The organism is Polaribacter sp. (genome assembly GCF_039939415.1).
Classification (GTDB): Bacteria; Bacteroidota; Bacteroidia; order Flavobacteriales; family Flavobacteriaceae; genus Polaribacter.
Genome location: NZ_JBDVJE010000042.1, coordinates 16,517 through 32,045, shown reverse-complemented (window position 1 = coordinate 32,045; position 15,529 = coordinate 16,517). Strand labels below are relative to the sequence as shown.

Genomic DNA, 15,529 nt, shown 5'->3' with positions numbered 1-15,529 from the left:
TTGCGAAAATAATATAAAAAATTACTAAACACTAACTTTATCAAGTATTTCAAATTCTGAATTATTAGAAACGTATTCTGGTAGCAATTCTTTCATCAACTTAACTAAATCACTATTATTTAATTTGTTGAAATTAAGAGATAAATCATCAATTTTAACTTTTACATTTGAATGATCTAAATCTTGAGTTTTTGCAATCATAATTTTTTCATGGTATGTCTTTGTAGTATTCTCTCCATTAGCTAACAATTCTTCATACAGTTTCTCTCCAGGTCTTAAACCTGTTATTTCTATATCAATATCATCAGGATACTTTAAGCCAGATAAATGAATCATTTTTTTTGCAATTTCAAAAATCTTTACAGATTTACCCATGTCAAATATATAGATCTCTCCTCCTTTACCCATAGTACCAGCTTCTAAAACTAAACTACAAGCTTCAGGTATTGTCATAAAATACCTAGTTATTTTTTTATGAGTAACCGTTAATGGGCCTCCATTTTCAATTTGCTTTTTAAACAAAGGGATTACAGATCCATTTGAACCTAAAACATTACCAAATCTTGTTGTTGTAAACTTTGTTTTTTTTGCATTTTTACTCACACAACTAATATAAAGTTCTGCAATTCTTTTAGATGCTCCCATTACATTTGTAGGGTTTACAGCTTTATCTGTAGAAACCATAACAAACCTTTCAATATTATTTTCAATTGATAAATCTGCTAAGTTTTTGGTTCCTAAAACATTTACTTTAATAGCTTCATAAGGAGATCTCTCCATTAAAGGAACATGTTTATAAGCAGCAGCATGAAAAACTCTTTGAGGTTTATACTTCTTAAAGATTCGTTCTATTTTAAATCTATCTCTAACATCAGAAACAATGGCTACAAAATTAGTAATTCCTTTTTGAATCAATTCTTGTTGTAAATCATATAAAGGAGATTCTGCTTGATCAATTAACACAATTAATTTACAATCATAAAGACTCAATTGTCTAGATATTTCGCTACCAATAGATCCTGCTGCACCAGAAACTAATATAACTTTATTACTTACTTCTCTTTGTACAATTGGGTTGTCTATTATAATTGGAGCTCTATCTAAAAGGTCTTCAATTTTTATCTGTCTTATTTGATTTGCATTTAAATCTCCATCAATCCACTTAGATAAAGGAGGTACTATTTTTACTTCTACACCTAATTTTATAAATTTATCTGTAAATGCTAATAGTCTATTCGGTTTTATATTTTGAATAGAAATAATTACTTCGTGTATTACATGTTTTTCTATAAAATCTTTTGTAATTGATTTTGGGTTATATATTTTAACTCTATCAATTTTTTTTCCAATCTTATTTTTATTATCATCTATAAAACCAACAACATCATAATTGTTTTTTGTATCTCTATTTAAAGCACTAAAAGCAATAATACCTGAATCTCCTGCTCCAAAAATTAAAACATTATGAATAGAGTCTAATTCTGTTGATAAAACTTCGAAAAAAGCTTTAAAAATAAATCGACTTAAAATTAAAACTAAAGTTGTTACTAAATAGTGAATTACAATTATAGACTTAGGAATATAGAAACTATCTATTAATTTAAAAAAAACATTAAACGTAACAGCTAATGAAATTAGACCTCCTAATAATGTTGTGACGATAAAAACATTAAATGCATCTCTAACACCTGTATGGCGAATGATACCTTTATAAGAACCTATTAGCAAAAAACTTATAAGTGCAAAAAGCAAAACGTATGGGATTTGCTTAATTAAGTTTGAAAAATTGAAGTTAAAACTTACATTAAACCTAATAAAATAAGCTAAAAAAAAGGAAATTAAAACCAAAAAAAGATCAATGAATAACACTAACCATTTTGAAGCATATTTATTTAATGTTCTTAGAAAAAAGTTTCTTATCATTACTTAATTTATAACGTTGCAATTTACAATAATTTATTTATTGTAGAAAAAATTCTTTTTAAATCATCATTTTTTAAGTTTGAACCAGAAGGCAAACATAATCCTTTTTTAAAAAGATTTTCTGCAACTCTTTCTCCATAATAGGGTAAACTTTTAAATACCGGCTGAAGATGCAAAGGTTTCCATAATGGTCTTGACTCAATATTTTTACTTTCTAACAATAAAATTATATCTTCCTTATTAACAACTGTTTCAAGTTCATTAATCTCAATACAACTCAACCAACGATTAGAGAAATAATTATTAGGTTTTTCTGCCAGCAGATTAATACCTTTTATTTTATTAAAAAAATCATTATAATAATTATAAACCTCTCTTCTTTTTTTAATATTTTGCCTTAAATTATTCATCTGTTGCAAACCAATAATGGCTGCTAATGAGTTCATTCTATAATTATAACCAATTTTTTTATGCTCATAATGTTTAGTCTTTTCTTTAGCTTGCGTAGCGTAAAAAATTGCTTTGTTTTTTTCTTCTTCAGATTTACAAATTAATGCACCTCCTCCTAAAGTAGAAATAATTTTGTTATGATTAAATGAAATAATTCCATAATCTCCAAAAGTCCCACATTTTTTTCCTTTATACTCAGAACCTAGGGCTTCTGCAGCATCTTCTATTAATGTAATTTGATATTTTTTTGAGATGCTAACAATTTTATCCATTTTTGCTGGCATACCATATAAATCTACTACAATAATTGCTTTTGGCTTTTTCCCTTTTGAAATTCTATCTTTTATAGCTTCTTCTAGGTGAATTGGACACATATTCCAAGTATTTCGCTCACTATCAATAAATATGGGAGTAGCATTTTGGTAAATTACTGGATTTACTGTAGCTATATATGTAAAAGATTGGCATAAGACTTCATCTCCTTTTTTTACACCGCTTAAAATTAAAGCTAAATGTATTGCTGATGTTCCGGAGTTTAATGCAACTACTTTTTTATTTTCAGTATTAAAATAATTTTCTAAAACATCTTCAAACTTATGAATACTATCCTTCCTTATTGAAGAAATTTCTGTTTTTAAATCAATATTAATGGTTGAATTTGATAGCGGTATCTTAGGCAACATTCTTTAAAGCTAATGATTTTTTCATCTTTTTGAATAACAATATATAACAAAAAATAAAAAGAAACATAAAAACTAAAAAAACAAAAATTTGTTTTTTTACATCAAGGTGGTATGTTTTTAATACCACAAAATTTATAAAAACTTGTAAGGCAGCATAAATTAATGAAATTTTTAAATGAGGTATTTTATAAATATCAACTAACTTTTGGTAAATATGGTGCCTATGTGGATCCAAAATACTTTCGTTTGTATAGAATTTACGGTACAATAGTGTGCATCCTGCATCTGCCCCATAAACCATTATAATCATAATTAGTATTGGAGCAGATAGTTTATATGCTAAAAAAAGACCTAAAAAAACTACTAAAACTCCCAAAGTTATACTACCTATATCTCCTGCGAAAAAAAGGGCTTTTTTTCTAAAATTATAAAAACCAAACACCAATATAGAAATTCCGACATAAATTATTAAATCTTGATCTAAAAGCTTTTCTTGGAAGTTAATCATGAAAAAACCACTTAATACAGACAAACTATAAATACCTGTAATACCATTTATACCATCCATAAAATTGAACATATTTACAATTCCTACTCCTAATATTAGAAGGAATAAAAATAATATGGAAGCTGTAATTGGTAAAAACTCTACTCCTATTTGATAAAAAGTTAACAAAACTCCTAAAAGTTGGAAAGGAAACCTAATTTTTGAGCTTAATGTATAAATATCATCTAAAAAACTTATTATTGAAAGTAAAAATACACCCAAAATAAAATAAGGATATTGATAATCGTTTAAGAAAAAGAAAACAATTATGGCTAGAGAAAAAATGATTCCACCACCTCTAACTGTAATTTTAGTATGAGAACTTCTTTGATTAGGTTTGTCTATAATTTTAAATTTAACTGCTAATTTTAGATATACATAAGAAGCTAAAATTAAAAATATTAAAACAAAAAAATATTTTTCCATAAAACTAAAATGATGCGATTGTTTTTATAATGCCTTCTTCTGTTGACAAAGGTAAGTCTTTTTGAATCTCTTTTTTTATTTTTTCATTAGATACCTCATAATTTTCTGTTAGCTTTTGTAACCTTTCAGAATTTACAGGTAATGGTAAAACATCTCCTATTTTAGCTATAATTGAAACCATAAACTTTGGTATCTGTAGTACTTTTGAGGGTCTATTTATGGTTTTACCAATAATTCTAACCAAATCTGTTGTTGAAAGTGAAACATCATCTGCTATATTATAAATACCAGATTTAATCTTTTTATTATCAATTAACTCATTAATAATAAAACATAGGTTTTCAACAGAAACAAAAGACCTTTTATTTTCATATTTTCCAAACGGATACGGAATTCCTTTTGCCACAAAACTATATAGTAAGTTTAAATTCCCTTTGTTATTTGGCCCATGAATCATACATGGTCTTAATATATATACTCTTTTATTGGTTGGAATTTCTTTTGATAAAATATATTCTTCAGCAGCTAACTTAGATTTTCCATATACAGTTACAGGGTTAGGTATAACTTCTTCTGTTAAAACACCTACTACTTCATCTGCAGCTGCTTTTACAGAACTCATATAGATAAAAATTTCACAGTCACTTTGTAAAAACTGATCGAAAAGTGATTTTGTTAATTCTGTATTTACTTTATAATACTCAGAATCATCAGACGTCTTTTTTAAATCATGAGCTTTACCAGCTAAATGAATACAACTTTTAGATGTATTGAAATCCTCAACTGATAAACTAGTATAAGAAATTTCATTATCATTTGGGTTTCTAGAAACTCCTATAAAAGGTTTATTTGCTTTTGATAAGTAAGTAGTTAAATTAAGACCTACAAAGCCTTTATTTCCTGTAATTATATGTAAATTATTTTTCAAAACTACTTTTTATTTAAAAAACCTATTATTTTCCAAAAACCTCTTAATTGAACTTTAAGGTAACTAAATTTAATATTGTTTCTAGTCAATGCTTTTTTAATTTCCTTTGAAATCAACTGATAACTACTCACACCAGAACTACTCAAACCTCCAATTAACATAGAGGTTGTTGTAATATTAGAAAATTTCCAAGAAATTTTATATTTTAAGAAAAATCGCGTAATTAACTCATAATCTGCACCAATAGTAAAATCTAATTGATAATCTCCAAATTGATCAAATAATTCTCTTTTGAAAAAGATCGCAGGATGCGCAGGCATAAAACCAATTTTTAGTTTTTCTGGATTCCAGTTTTTTGCAGAATATTTACGAACCGTTTTACCTTCTTCATTAAACTGTATAATATTTCCTACTGAAGCATCTACATTGTTTTGCAAATGAAAATTCACTACATTTTCTAAAACATGATTGTCTGTAAAAATATCATCAGAATTTAAAATACCTACCAAATCTCCAGTAGCCATTTTAATTCCTTTATTCATGGCATCATACAAACCTTTGTCTGGTTCAGAAACCGATTTAGATACTAATTCTTTATAATTATTCACAATATTTAGTGTAGTGTCTTTAGAACCTCCATCTACAACAATATATTCTATATTATTATAAGTTTGGCTTTCTACAGATTTAAAAGTTTTTTCAATTGTTTTAGCACTATTGCAACAAACTGTAATTATAGATATTTTCATTTATCCAATTTTAGTAATATCGTAACCATAAGTATCCTTAAAGTACATTATTAATTTATCTTTATCTTTACCTGCTACTATATAAGCTTCATAGATTTTTGCATCTACCAAGAAACGGTACCATCCACATTGTAATGCATTCCATATAAAACCTCTTTTACCCTCTAAAAAACCACCCTGAATAATATATCTTATAAACCAAAAAATTATTGGCCTAACAAACAACGGAAGGTTTAAATATTTTTTCTTAAACCATCTTCTTCTTTCTTCTGCAGTACCAAAAAGATTTGCATTTACTACATCAGAATTTGTGAAATTATAAATTTTATCTAAAATATCGATGGCTTCTCTAGTTGCATAACTATTATGTTTCTGTGTCCACCAAGTTAAATTATTTAAATTATTATCAATTAAATCTCCCTCTAAAGTTGTGGTTTCTCCATCAGATAACTTCATACGTTCATCCATCCAACGTTTTTCACATAGTGCTTTACCGTGTCTCCAAAGCTTTAAATGCCAAATAGGATACATCCCTGATTTCTTAAGGGGTTTATTAAAGAAATACATTAACCTTTTAACTCTTACACCGGTTATATCTTCTTTTAAAGTAGGTAACTCATTTTTAATACTACTTGTTAATTCATCAGAAATATATTCATCTGCATCTACTCGTATTACCCAATCTGTATTTATTTCTCCATTTTCTATTCCCCAATTTAATTGAACTGCATGGTTTACAAACGGGTTTTGATAAAATCTTGCTCCAAATTCTTTAGCAATATTTTCTGTTTCATCATTTGAAAAAGAATCTATTATTACAATATCTTCACAAATATCTTTTAATGATTCTAAACATCTTTTAAGATGCATTTCTTCGTTGTACGTAAGCACTAAAGCAGTTAATGAAGGTTTATTCTTATTCATTAATAACTCTTTTTTTTATAAATTTAGCTGGATTTCCACCTACAACTGTCCATGCAACTACATCTTTAAAAACTGCAGATCTAGCTCCCACAACAGCACCTTCACCAATCGTTACGCCCATACCAACAAAAGTATCTGCAGAAACCCATGCCCTATCTTTAATTGTTATTTGTTTAGAGATTAAGGGTAATAAATTTTTTGAAATATCATGGGAAGCAGTACATAGAAAACTTCCTTGAGAAATAACAGTATTAGCTCCTATAACAACTTTTGCCTTATTATAGACTTCTACATTAGGACCTAAGCAAGCAAATTTATCAATTTCTAGATTCCAAGGCGCAAAAATATCACAACTCGAATAGATTAAAACTCTTTGATGTAATTTTGCACCAAAAATTCTTAATAAAGCATTTCTTACAAAAAATAATTTTTTCCCAATTAATAACCTAAATATAGTTTTATTGATAAACTTCCATAAAATCCTTTTTATAAATTTAGGTTTTTTCTCAGAATATTCATTTAAAGCAACATTTTCCATAAATTAATTTAGTTGAATATTTTTTTTAATCTTTCCAAAATACCTCTTTTATAATGACTGATCTTAGTAATAGTGCGCAGATACTTCAAATCTGATTTCATTTCTTCATCAAAAAGATTAGCATCCTTATTTTCTTTCCAAACGGTCAAACTTTTTGCTCTTGTAACCCTACGTGCAAGCTGAACTAATTTAACTTCTGGAGATAAAAATTTATTATAAACCCTTTTAGGTGGTAATTCCTTATTATCTGATATCTTCATACGATAAGGAAGACAATCTTGCCTATGTGTATAACTACCTTTTTGTGATCTTATTACTTCTGACTCTGGAAGTAAGTCAACTTTTAAGACCTCTGCTTTACCTCCTTCTTTTATTATTTTATCTGCTAATATAGATCTAGTAACGATAACATTATTACCACCTCCTTCATTTATAAATGGTCTTATCCAAGCATCTCCTAAAGATATATCTGCTAATTCCCCAGAAACATCATCACAAAAGTCACAAGCATTACATTTAAAAAGCCCAGTACCCCACATATCACCAACGCTACTCATTCTTAAAGTTTGAATTTCCTTTTCCTCTTCTGTTATTACCCCGAAAGAATAGTCACCTGCTGTACTATTAAAATCTTTTACCCTATATTCTACTTTTTTTATTAAGCTATCTTTTACACCAGCTTTTTGCACTAAATATTCTGTAAAAAACTTACTTTTAACACCTCCACATATAATTGCAATAGTAAACACAATCTTATCCTTTAATGTTTTATTTCTAAACTGAGCTAATCGAACTCCTTTTAAAAAACACGGAATCCCAACAATAGCAACTTTACCTTCTAAATCACCAATTTTTGCAAAAACTGATTCCATTGTTACTGGATAATATCTAGTTTTTGAAGTCGATTTCACATCATCATCAGCGCCTGTTATAGCGTATGAATACTTATTACCTACTGCTTTAACATTTATAACATAATCGATAACACCTTCATTAAATAGCGTTTTTGTAACATAAGTTGCAATCCCTCCTGATGAAGAGCTTTCTCTATATTCTTTACTATAGCCTACATAAGTATTTTTATATTTCCCTAATTTAGGAAGGAACTTTGTTGAGTCATCATTTGGTAAAAATATATTTGCTATTTCCGTTTCTGTTTTTACTTCATCTTCTGGAAAAGGATTGAAAGGACAAACAGAAATACATGAAGAATCTTCTGAACAATCATCTATTTTATTAGGTACTAAAAAACCAGATTCATTCCAATCCATTTTTAAAGCTTTACTGCTACAGAAACTTGTACAGATTCCACAACCAGTACACATATCTTTCTCAACTACATGCTTTATTACACTTGGGATTCCCTCCATCTTAAATATTATTTAAAATTATTCTTTAAAAAACTCATACTATCAGATCTATATAAATCAATCTGTTTATTAATACTATCCCAATTAATTACTTGCTTAATTAAACTTATATTAACTTCTTTTGGATCATTAACAAGCCTATCAATTAAGCTTAAACCTTTTAACAGAGATTCAAATCTAGCCATACCTCTTTCTTTATTACCTACAGTAATAAATGGTTTATTAAAAATTATTGCAAAGATAGTTCCATGAAAAGAATCGGTAATTACAAACTCTGCATCATAAAAACTTTTTAACCATTGTTCTACAGAAGGATATATACCTTTAATGGCATTTTGCAAAACCTGAATTTTTTTAAACTGTCTTATACCATAAGGTTTTAACCCCAACTCACTTGTTACTTTGTTAGCGATTTCTTGTTTAGATTCTGTATTATCTAATATATAAAGCAATAATTTACCATTTGATGCTGATACATTAGATTTTTGAATAATATCTATGTAGTCTTCTTTATTAAGTAACATCGTTGGATCTACATGATGTTCTGCCTTTATATCTAAGAAATCATTACACAAGGTCACTCCCGATTTTTCTCTAACAGAAATTCCATCAAATTTTTTAACCAACTCTTTACATATCTTAGTTTCTTCCTTAGGAAACTTCCAAACACCTCTTCCAAAAGAGGCAGCATAAGAAACCCTCTTTATATCTTTTTTATCTGAAACAAAATCTAGAAAAGCATCATTTATATGCGGAGCAGCAGTATAATTCCAAATTTGATCACTACCTACAACATAACCTTTAAAATCATGTTTACCTACTATTTCACGTAAACTTTTATCAGAGTATACATTAGGTGTAAAATCTTTAATATATTTACGTTTAAAAGCCTCTACACTAATAAGAGGTATTGCTCTAAAAAAAGGTATAAAACTTAACACTTTAATAGCCTCCCATTTAAACCAAACAATCATTTTTGGTATAAATTTATCTCGATTACGCCTTCTACTTATAATTACAGTTTCGTGACCTAAATTATGAAGTGTTTTTTTTAAGGCATAGCCTTGTAAAATACCTCCATAATTCCAATTAAAAGGTAAAGTTAGTTGACCTATTTTCATATTATTTATTATCTATTTATTATTAATTAATTTATCAAATAACTCATTCCACTTTAAAGAAATTTCAGATATTGTGAATTTCTCAGATTCTTTAACACAGTTTTCGGCTATTTCTAACAAATATTTTTCATCCGAAACCAGTTTATTTATAATACTTTCAAAATCTGCTGACCTATAAGGAACATCCGTTATAAACCCTGTTTTTTCATTTTCTATAATATCAAATACAGATTCATAACTACCATAAACAATTGGTACAACACCATATTGCATACCTTCTACTAAAACTAAACCAAACCCCTCATACTCTGAAGTTAGTAGTAAAATTGAAGCTCTTTTATAATATTCTAAAGGATTTTGAAAACCTTCAAAACTTATATTTTTGATGTTTTTTTCTTTAACTTTTATTTCCAATTTTTCTTTTTCAGGTCCATCACCAACAATTTGAAGCTTCCAACCTGTTAAATTTTCATTAACTTCACTCCAAAGATCTACAATTCTTTCCACACGTTTTTGATTATAATCTATACGTCCAACATAGATTAGAACCTTTTCTTTATCAGACATCTTCCAATTGACTTCTTCTATAGTCAATGGATTAGTAATTACAGAAAGCTTAGGTGCCTTTTTAAGCATAGCATAATTAAAAAATATTTTTTTAAAACTTTCTGACAAAATTACGTATTGGTCACTATTCTTATAAACATAATGCATACTTAACCTAATAACTGACTCCGTAAAAAACCTTTTTAAATTTAATATTTTCTTTTTAAAAAAACTTAAACCTGACTCAGACAATACGATATCAATATCCGTTACACGAGCATTTTTATTTGGCGCATTATGAAAAACAGAAATTATTTTACATTTTTTATTACCAATGGCTCTATTGCATAAAATATTTGTCTGAAAAGGTAATGCCCATTGATTGATAATTACATCAACATTAAAATCCTTTATTGCTTTGCTTAAAATTATTTTATTATTTTTTTTTAGAACAGGGTAAGACAATTCAACTAACTTTATATTACTGCTAAGTTCATTAATTAACTCTGGAACAGTTTGCTCAAAAGAAGCAATAGCAACTTCATGACCTTCTTCAGAAAATTTATTCGCTAAAAATGTTGTAACTTTTTCAGTACCTCCATAATTGGGATAAGTTCCTATTAAAAAAAGTATACTAGCCATAGAAATATGTGATTTATTAAGGGTTTTTACCTAAAACATTATAGTTGGTATTAACCAACTTCTTTGATTATAAAATATCTACAAATTTAGGTTTTGTTTTGTTTTCATTTAAAATCCAATCATAAAGCTGTATCATTTGTTTCCCTACAGAATCCATAGAGTATTTATTTTCAATTAAATCTCTACCATTTTGTCCCATTTTAAACAATTCTTGTTCATTAGTATTTAAAGCAAATTCTAAAGCTTTTTTTAATGGCTTTACACCTATATCAATCCACCAACCACAATTAAAATTATTTAAATCTTCCCATGGAGTTCCTTTAGTTGTAATTACAGGCGTATAACCCGCTAATGCTTCAGCAATTACAATACCAAAATTTTCACTAAAAGTTGGCAAAACAAATAAACTTGCTTCTCTAAATAATTTAATTTTATGGTCTCCAAAAACGGGTTCTTTAATTTCAATTTCTTTTATTAAATTCTTAGAAATTATTTTATTTTTTAGAATTTGTATATAGTTTTCATCACCATTACCAACTATTTCAATTTTCCAATCTTTTTTATATTCTTTATCAATCAGTTCCCATGCATCAATTAAGTTTTCTATCCCTTTTTTTTTATGTATTCTTGATAAAAATAATATTTTTTTTTGTTTGCTCAATTTCTCTGGTATTTCTTTTGAAAATTCTAATAATTCAATACCATTCGGTATTACAGCTATAGGGTTCTTAAAACCTAGTTTTCTAATACTTTCTACCTCCATAGGGGCTGTTGCATGTATGCATGTTGCATTGGCAATATCTCTATACTGAAATAACTTTAAAGCTATTTCTTTTTTAACTTTACCTTGTTTTAGAGACCAAGGTTCTAACATACCATGAGGTGAAATAATATAAGGTATATTTCTTTTAAAAGCAACCTTAGACATTGAATGAACAGGAAATTGCCACAATCCGTTTCCATGAAATAAGTCGCATTCTATTCGTTTCATTTTTTTAGAAATATCATTAGAAACATTTAAAAAACTACTTTTAGATTTAGCTGACTCTATAATTACTTTTAGATTAAACTCTGCAGGTGTCCTACTAACATCAGTTATAATAACATTATCTATTTTTGCTGAAAGTTGATTGGTTAATAAACGAAGGTATTCTGTTGTACCTCCAGAATTTGAATCTATTGATGATATTACATGGGAAATTTTCATATTAATATTTCTTTAAAAATTTTTATTTGATAATTAGGGTTGTAATAATTATCAATTATTTTGTAACAACTCTTTCTTGTAGATTCTCTATCCCACCCACCTTCTAACCATTGGCTTATTTTCAATTCTAATTCTAGTAAATTATCTTCTTCAAAATACCCCCCAGTTATACCTTCTTTTATGACTTCGAACTCAGGCATTTGATTAGGTAAATTATTATGAGTAACAACAGGTAAACCATACATAAGTGCATGTATTGCTGTTAAACCAACATTACCAGGTGAAACACATAAATCTGCATTAAAAATAAACTCACTAATAACTAACTCATCATAAACAGCTCCATAAAACCAACAATTTTTTTCAATACCTAGTTCTTTAGATAAATCTATTAATCTGTTCTTTTCTAAACCATCACCTAAAAAAACAACATTTACATATTTATTTTTCTTTTTTAAATTAGACACCACCTCTATGATCTGGTTTAACTTTTTAACAGGTGTTAACCTACCTATAAAAAGCAATGTTTTGTATTCATTTTTAAAATGATTCGTGTAAATATTAGATTTTTTTAAATTATTTCTAACTTCTAATTGCTTATTGTAGTCTAAAGAATTATATATAACATGTAATTCTTCTTCTTTAAAACCTTCTTTTAACATTAAAACTTTGGCATAATTTCCATATAAGAACAAGCCATCTGATAATTTATAAAAAAAATACTTTATAACAGTTTTTATTCTTCCCTCATTTCCATACCAACCGTGTGTCCATAAATAGGTTTTCTTTCCAATGAGTTTATTTAAAATTAAAAAACACCAAGTTGAAATACTATAAGGCTCTCCTGTTAAAATATATTTTTCGTATGGTTTAAACAATAATGAAAGAGTTCCACACATCCATGTAAAATTGTGAACTAACTTTATTGTATTAAATTCATCTACTTTATTATTAAAAATAGTAAAATCTATTTTTTTAATCCTTCCATTATCAACATTCCCAAAGTAAAAATCACACTTTAGTTCTTTTTCTATATCTAGAAAAATATTCTGACGATAAAAAGATGCAAAATTTAATATAAATGCTATTTTACTCATATATATATATTATTAAAAGGGTAATTTTATAAGAAATCTTTATTTAATATTAAACTAATATTAATTAATTCTTTTTGAAAATAATCTAATTCTTTATCGTCTAACTTTTTAATACCCCTATAAGATTCAATCTTTAATTCTTGATCTAAAGCCTTAAATATCCCACCTCTATAATGTTGGACATTGTTATAGATTAAGCATGTCGTTTTATTCATTTTATTTTATTCATTTTATTTATTATTCTAATAAATAGTTTTATAATCAAACTTAATAGCTGATATTAAACCTAATGTAAAGAAAAATAAAACTGCTGTATATATAGATCCTGTAAACATATGTTGTGTAAAACTTTGAATAAAAATAATAAAAACCCAAATATTCTCATTATTATTTTTTACTAGATAAAATATTTTCTTAAAATTAATAATAATAACTGTAATAAAAAGAAGCCCAATGAATAGCCCTGAAGACATAAAAACTTCTAAAATCATATTATGTGGATATATATTACCAGCCATACCATCACGATAACCAGGAATATTAATTAATTCTATGTGCCCCCCAAAAAATGGGTTATTAACAAAATCTTTAAAAGCTAATCTCCATAAATCACCCCTACCAAAATTATCAATATTTACTTTGGAAGAGGAGTTAAAAATCCTTTCAAAAACAAGGCTTTTGGTTTTAATAACTCCAATAATTATTAAGGGAATTGAAATTAATATTAATTTTATTATTTTCGTTTTTACTTTTTTATTAGTGAAAAAATAAAAAATTAATATACTAAAAAAAAGTGCAATCACAGACCCTCGAGAAGCACCTAAAAAAAACATAATAAAAGAGAGAACAATATTTACATAATAGTAGTATTTAAACTTTAGATTAATTCCTTTTTGAAACAATAATTGATAAACAGAGAGTGCTATAGTTAAAACTGAACAGTAAGATAAAGCAAGTGGGCTTATCGTTTCTATTTTATTATCTAGATATGCTGCCTCTGAGATCCTACCTACCCCCATTATTAGAAGGTCTCGATATAAAAAAAGGCTAATACAACCTAATACAAATCCTGAAAATATGGTAGCATTTAATATAACGTCCTTATATTTTGTAAAATTAAGTTTTGAAAACATAAAATATGGTAGGACGCAAAAATTAATACAATAAAAAAGATATTCATACCAACTTCTCAACAAACTTGTACCAATATTAAATTCAACCAACACCTTTATAAAAAAAACATTCCAAATAATAATTAATAATAAATCATTCTTCTTTTTAAAAAAATTATTATTGCTTATTCCTACATTTAATATAACATATACCATTAGACCTGATGTTGCTAATCTCAATGGTACTGTAATATATCTTGAAAAACTCACTAAATTAAAAGAAATAAGTAAAGCTAAAACAGCATAATAACCTGAATACAGAAAAAAAACTATAAAATATATTATTTTCTTCAATTTTTGTTTTTTAAATTTTCAATTAAAACATAAGGTATATTATCATTATAATCTAGTTCACCTTCAAATACATTATCATTATTAAAAAGCTTAACCCTATGAGTTCCCGGAAACCATATAGTACTATTTTGGCCTAAATAAGAAGCCCATAAACTAAAAGTACTATTAGATGCTATCAAAATTTTAGCATATGATAATGATAGCATGTCTGAAATAGCTGTCCCTCCTTTTGCTCTACTTACATTAGGTAAATCTAAAATTTGCTTTAATTCTTCATCCTTACCATCAGAAAAAACCAATACGTCAATATCATCTGACAGTTCCTTTCTTATATTAGAAATAATTTCCACGTACCAATTTAAAGGTAATCTACAGTTTGTTTTGCCATTTCTTATATCTTTTTCATTATTTGGTATACTAAAATCCCCCAAACGTATATGAATTGCTATTGATTTTGGTGTGTGTTTTTCAGCTAATTTTAAATGCTTATCCCTTAATATTTTAAAAAGTTCTTCTTTAACAATTTTCTGATCATTAATAATATCATTCATTTGATTCTTCATACCAAAAAAAGTAATGATACTTGGCCTAAATGTTGATTCAATTTTATTTCCTATTATTTCATTTTCACTAAAATGTTTACCAATAAACAAATACATCATTTTTCTTATTCCACCAATATTCTTTTCCAAAAAAATATTGTGATAGTTTCTTTTATCTTTCTCTTTTCTTAAATAAGTACCAAACTTAAAAGTGATCCATGTTGAATTTATTTTTTTTAATTTATTTTTTTTAGCAAAAACAACTCCTCTAGCCCATGGAAATAATATATTTCCCAATCCAGCCCCACCTATTCTAAATCCCAATAGATCAATTTTACTTAACTTAACATTTACAAAAACATTTTTCATA

At 26.9% G+C, this 15,529-nt stretch carries 15 protein-coding genes; all 15 read right to left on the bottom strand.

Annotated features, from left to right (window positions below; translation table 11 throughout):
• Positions 1-24: 24 nt before the first annotated feature.
• Positions 25-1,728 (bottom strand): nucleoside-diphosphate sugar epimerase/dehydratase, encoded by a 1,704-nt coding sequence (locus ABJG40_RS06170; protein ID WP_348023703.1) that lies wholly within the window; start codon positions 1,726-1,728, stop codon positions 25-27.
• A gap of 218 nt (positions 1,729-1,946) precedes the next feature.
• Complete coding sequence (locus ABJG40_RS06165; protein ID WP_348023702.1) at positions 1,947-3,056, bottom strand: DegT/DnrJ/EryC1/StrS family aminotransferase; 1,110 nt, start codon at positions 3,054-3,056, stop codon at positions 1,947-1,949.
• Positions 3,046-4,029 (bottom strand): glycosyltransferase family 4 protein, encoded by a 984-nt coding sequence (locus tag ABJG40_RS06160; protein WP_348023701.1) that lies wholly within the window; start codon positions 4,027-4,029, stop codon positions 3,046-3,048. Before ABJG40_RS06160 ends, ABJG40_RS06165 begins: the two co-directional genes overlap by 11 nt.
• Before the next feature lie 4 nt (positions 4,030-4,033).
• A complete protein-coding gene (locus ABJG40_RS06155) occupies positions 4,034-4,957 on the bottom strand; it encodes an NAD-dependent epimerase/dehydratase family protein (protein ID WP_348023700.1) in 924 nt (307 codons plus the stop codon).
• Positions 4,958-4,959: 2 nt separating this feature from the next.
• Complete coding sequence (locus ABJG40_RS06150; RefSeq protein ID WP_348023699.1) at positions 4,960-5,706, bottom strand: glycosyltransferase family 2 protein; 747 nt, start codon at positions 5,704-5,706, stop codon at positions 4,960-4,962.
• Positions 5,707-6,630, bottom strand: coding sequence for a glycosyltransferase family 2 protein (locus ABJG40_RS06145; RefSeq protein ID WP_348023698.1), 924 nt, complete (start codon positions 6,628-6,630; stop codon positions 5,707-5,709).
• Positions 6,623-7,168, bottom strand: a complete 546-nt coding sequence (locus ABJG40_RS06140) for a putative colanic acid biosynthesis acetyltransferase (RefSeq protein WP_348023697.1) — start codon at positions 7,166-7,168, stop codon at positions 6,623-6,625. Before ABJG40_RS06140 ends, ABJG40_RS06145 begins: the two co-directional genes overlap by 8 nt.
• A gap of 8 nt (positions 7,169-7,176) precedes the next feature.
• The gene (locus tag ABJG40_RS06135; protein WP_348023696.1) at positions 7,177-8,538 is read right to left on the bottom strand and encodes a Coenzyme F420 hydrogenase/dehydrogenase, beta subunit C-terminal domain; all 1,362 of its coding nucleotides are present in this window, start codon (positions 8,536-8,538) and stop codon (positions 7,177-7,179) included.
• Between the two features lie 8 nt (positions 8,539-8,546).
• Positions 8,547-9,659 (bottom strand): polysaccharide pyruvyl transferase family protein, encoded by a 1,113-nt coding sequence (locus tag ABJG40_RS06130; protein ID WP_348023695.1) that lies wholly within the window; start codon positions 9,657-9,659, stop codon positions 8,547-8,549.
• 12 nt (positions 9,660-9,671) lie between these two features.
• Positions 9,672-10,847: a glycosyltransferase gene (locus tag ABJG40_RS06125; RefSeq protein WP_348023694.1), complete on the bottom strand. Its 1,176-nt coding sequence runs from the start codon at positions 10,845-10,847 to the stop codon at positions 9,672-9,674.
• 67 nt (positions 10,848-10,914) lie between these two features.
• Entirely contained in the window at positions 10,915-12,054 is a 1,140-nt protein-coding gene (locus ABJG40_RS06120) for a glycosyltransferase (protein WP_348023693.1), read from the bottom strand.
• The gene (locus tag ABJG40_RS06115) at positions 12,051-13,151 is read right to left on the bottom strand and encodes a glycosyltransferase (protein ID WP_348023692.1); all 1,101 of its coding nucleotides are present in this window, start codon (positions 13,149-13,151) and stop codon (positions 12,051-12,053) included. The genes ABJG40_RS06120 and ABJG40_RS06115 overlap by 4 nt, the downstream gene beginning before the upstream one ends.
• A gap of 26 nt (positions 13,152-13,177) precedes the next feature.
• Complete coding sequence (locus ABJG40_RS06110; RefSeq protein ID WP_348023691.1) at positions 13,178-13,366, bottom strand: hypothetical protein; 189 nt, start codon at positions 13,364-13,366, stop codon at positions 13,178-13,180.
• Between the two features lie 27 nt (positions 13,367-13,393).
• Positions 13,394-14,617 (bottom strand): O-antigen ligase family protein, encoded by a 1,224-nt coding sequence (locus tag ABJG40_RS06105; RefSeq protein ID WP_348023690.1) that lies wholly within the window; start codon positions 14,615-14,617, stop codon positions 13,394-13,396.
• Complete coding sequence (locus ABJG40_RS06100) at positions 14,614-15,528, bottom strand: alpha-1,2-fucosyltransferase (RefSeq protein WP_348023689.1); 915 nt, start codon at positions 15,526-15,528, stop codon at positions 14,614-14,616. The genes ABJG40_RS06105 and ABJG40_RS06100 overlap by 4 nt, the downstream gene beginning before the upstream one ends.
• Position 15,529 lies beyond the last annotated feature (1 nt).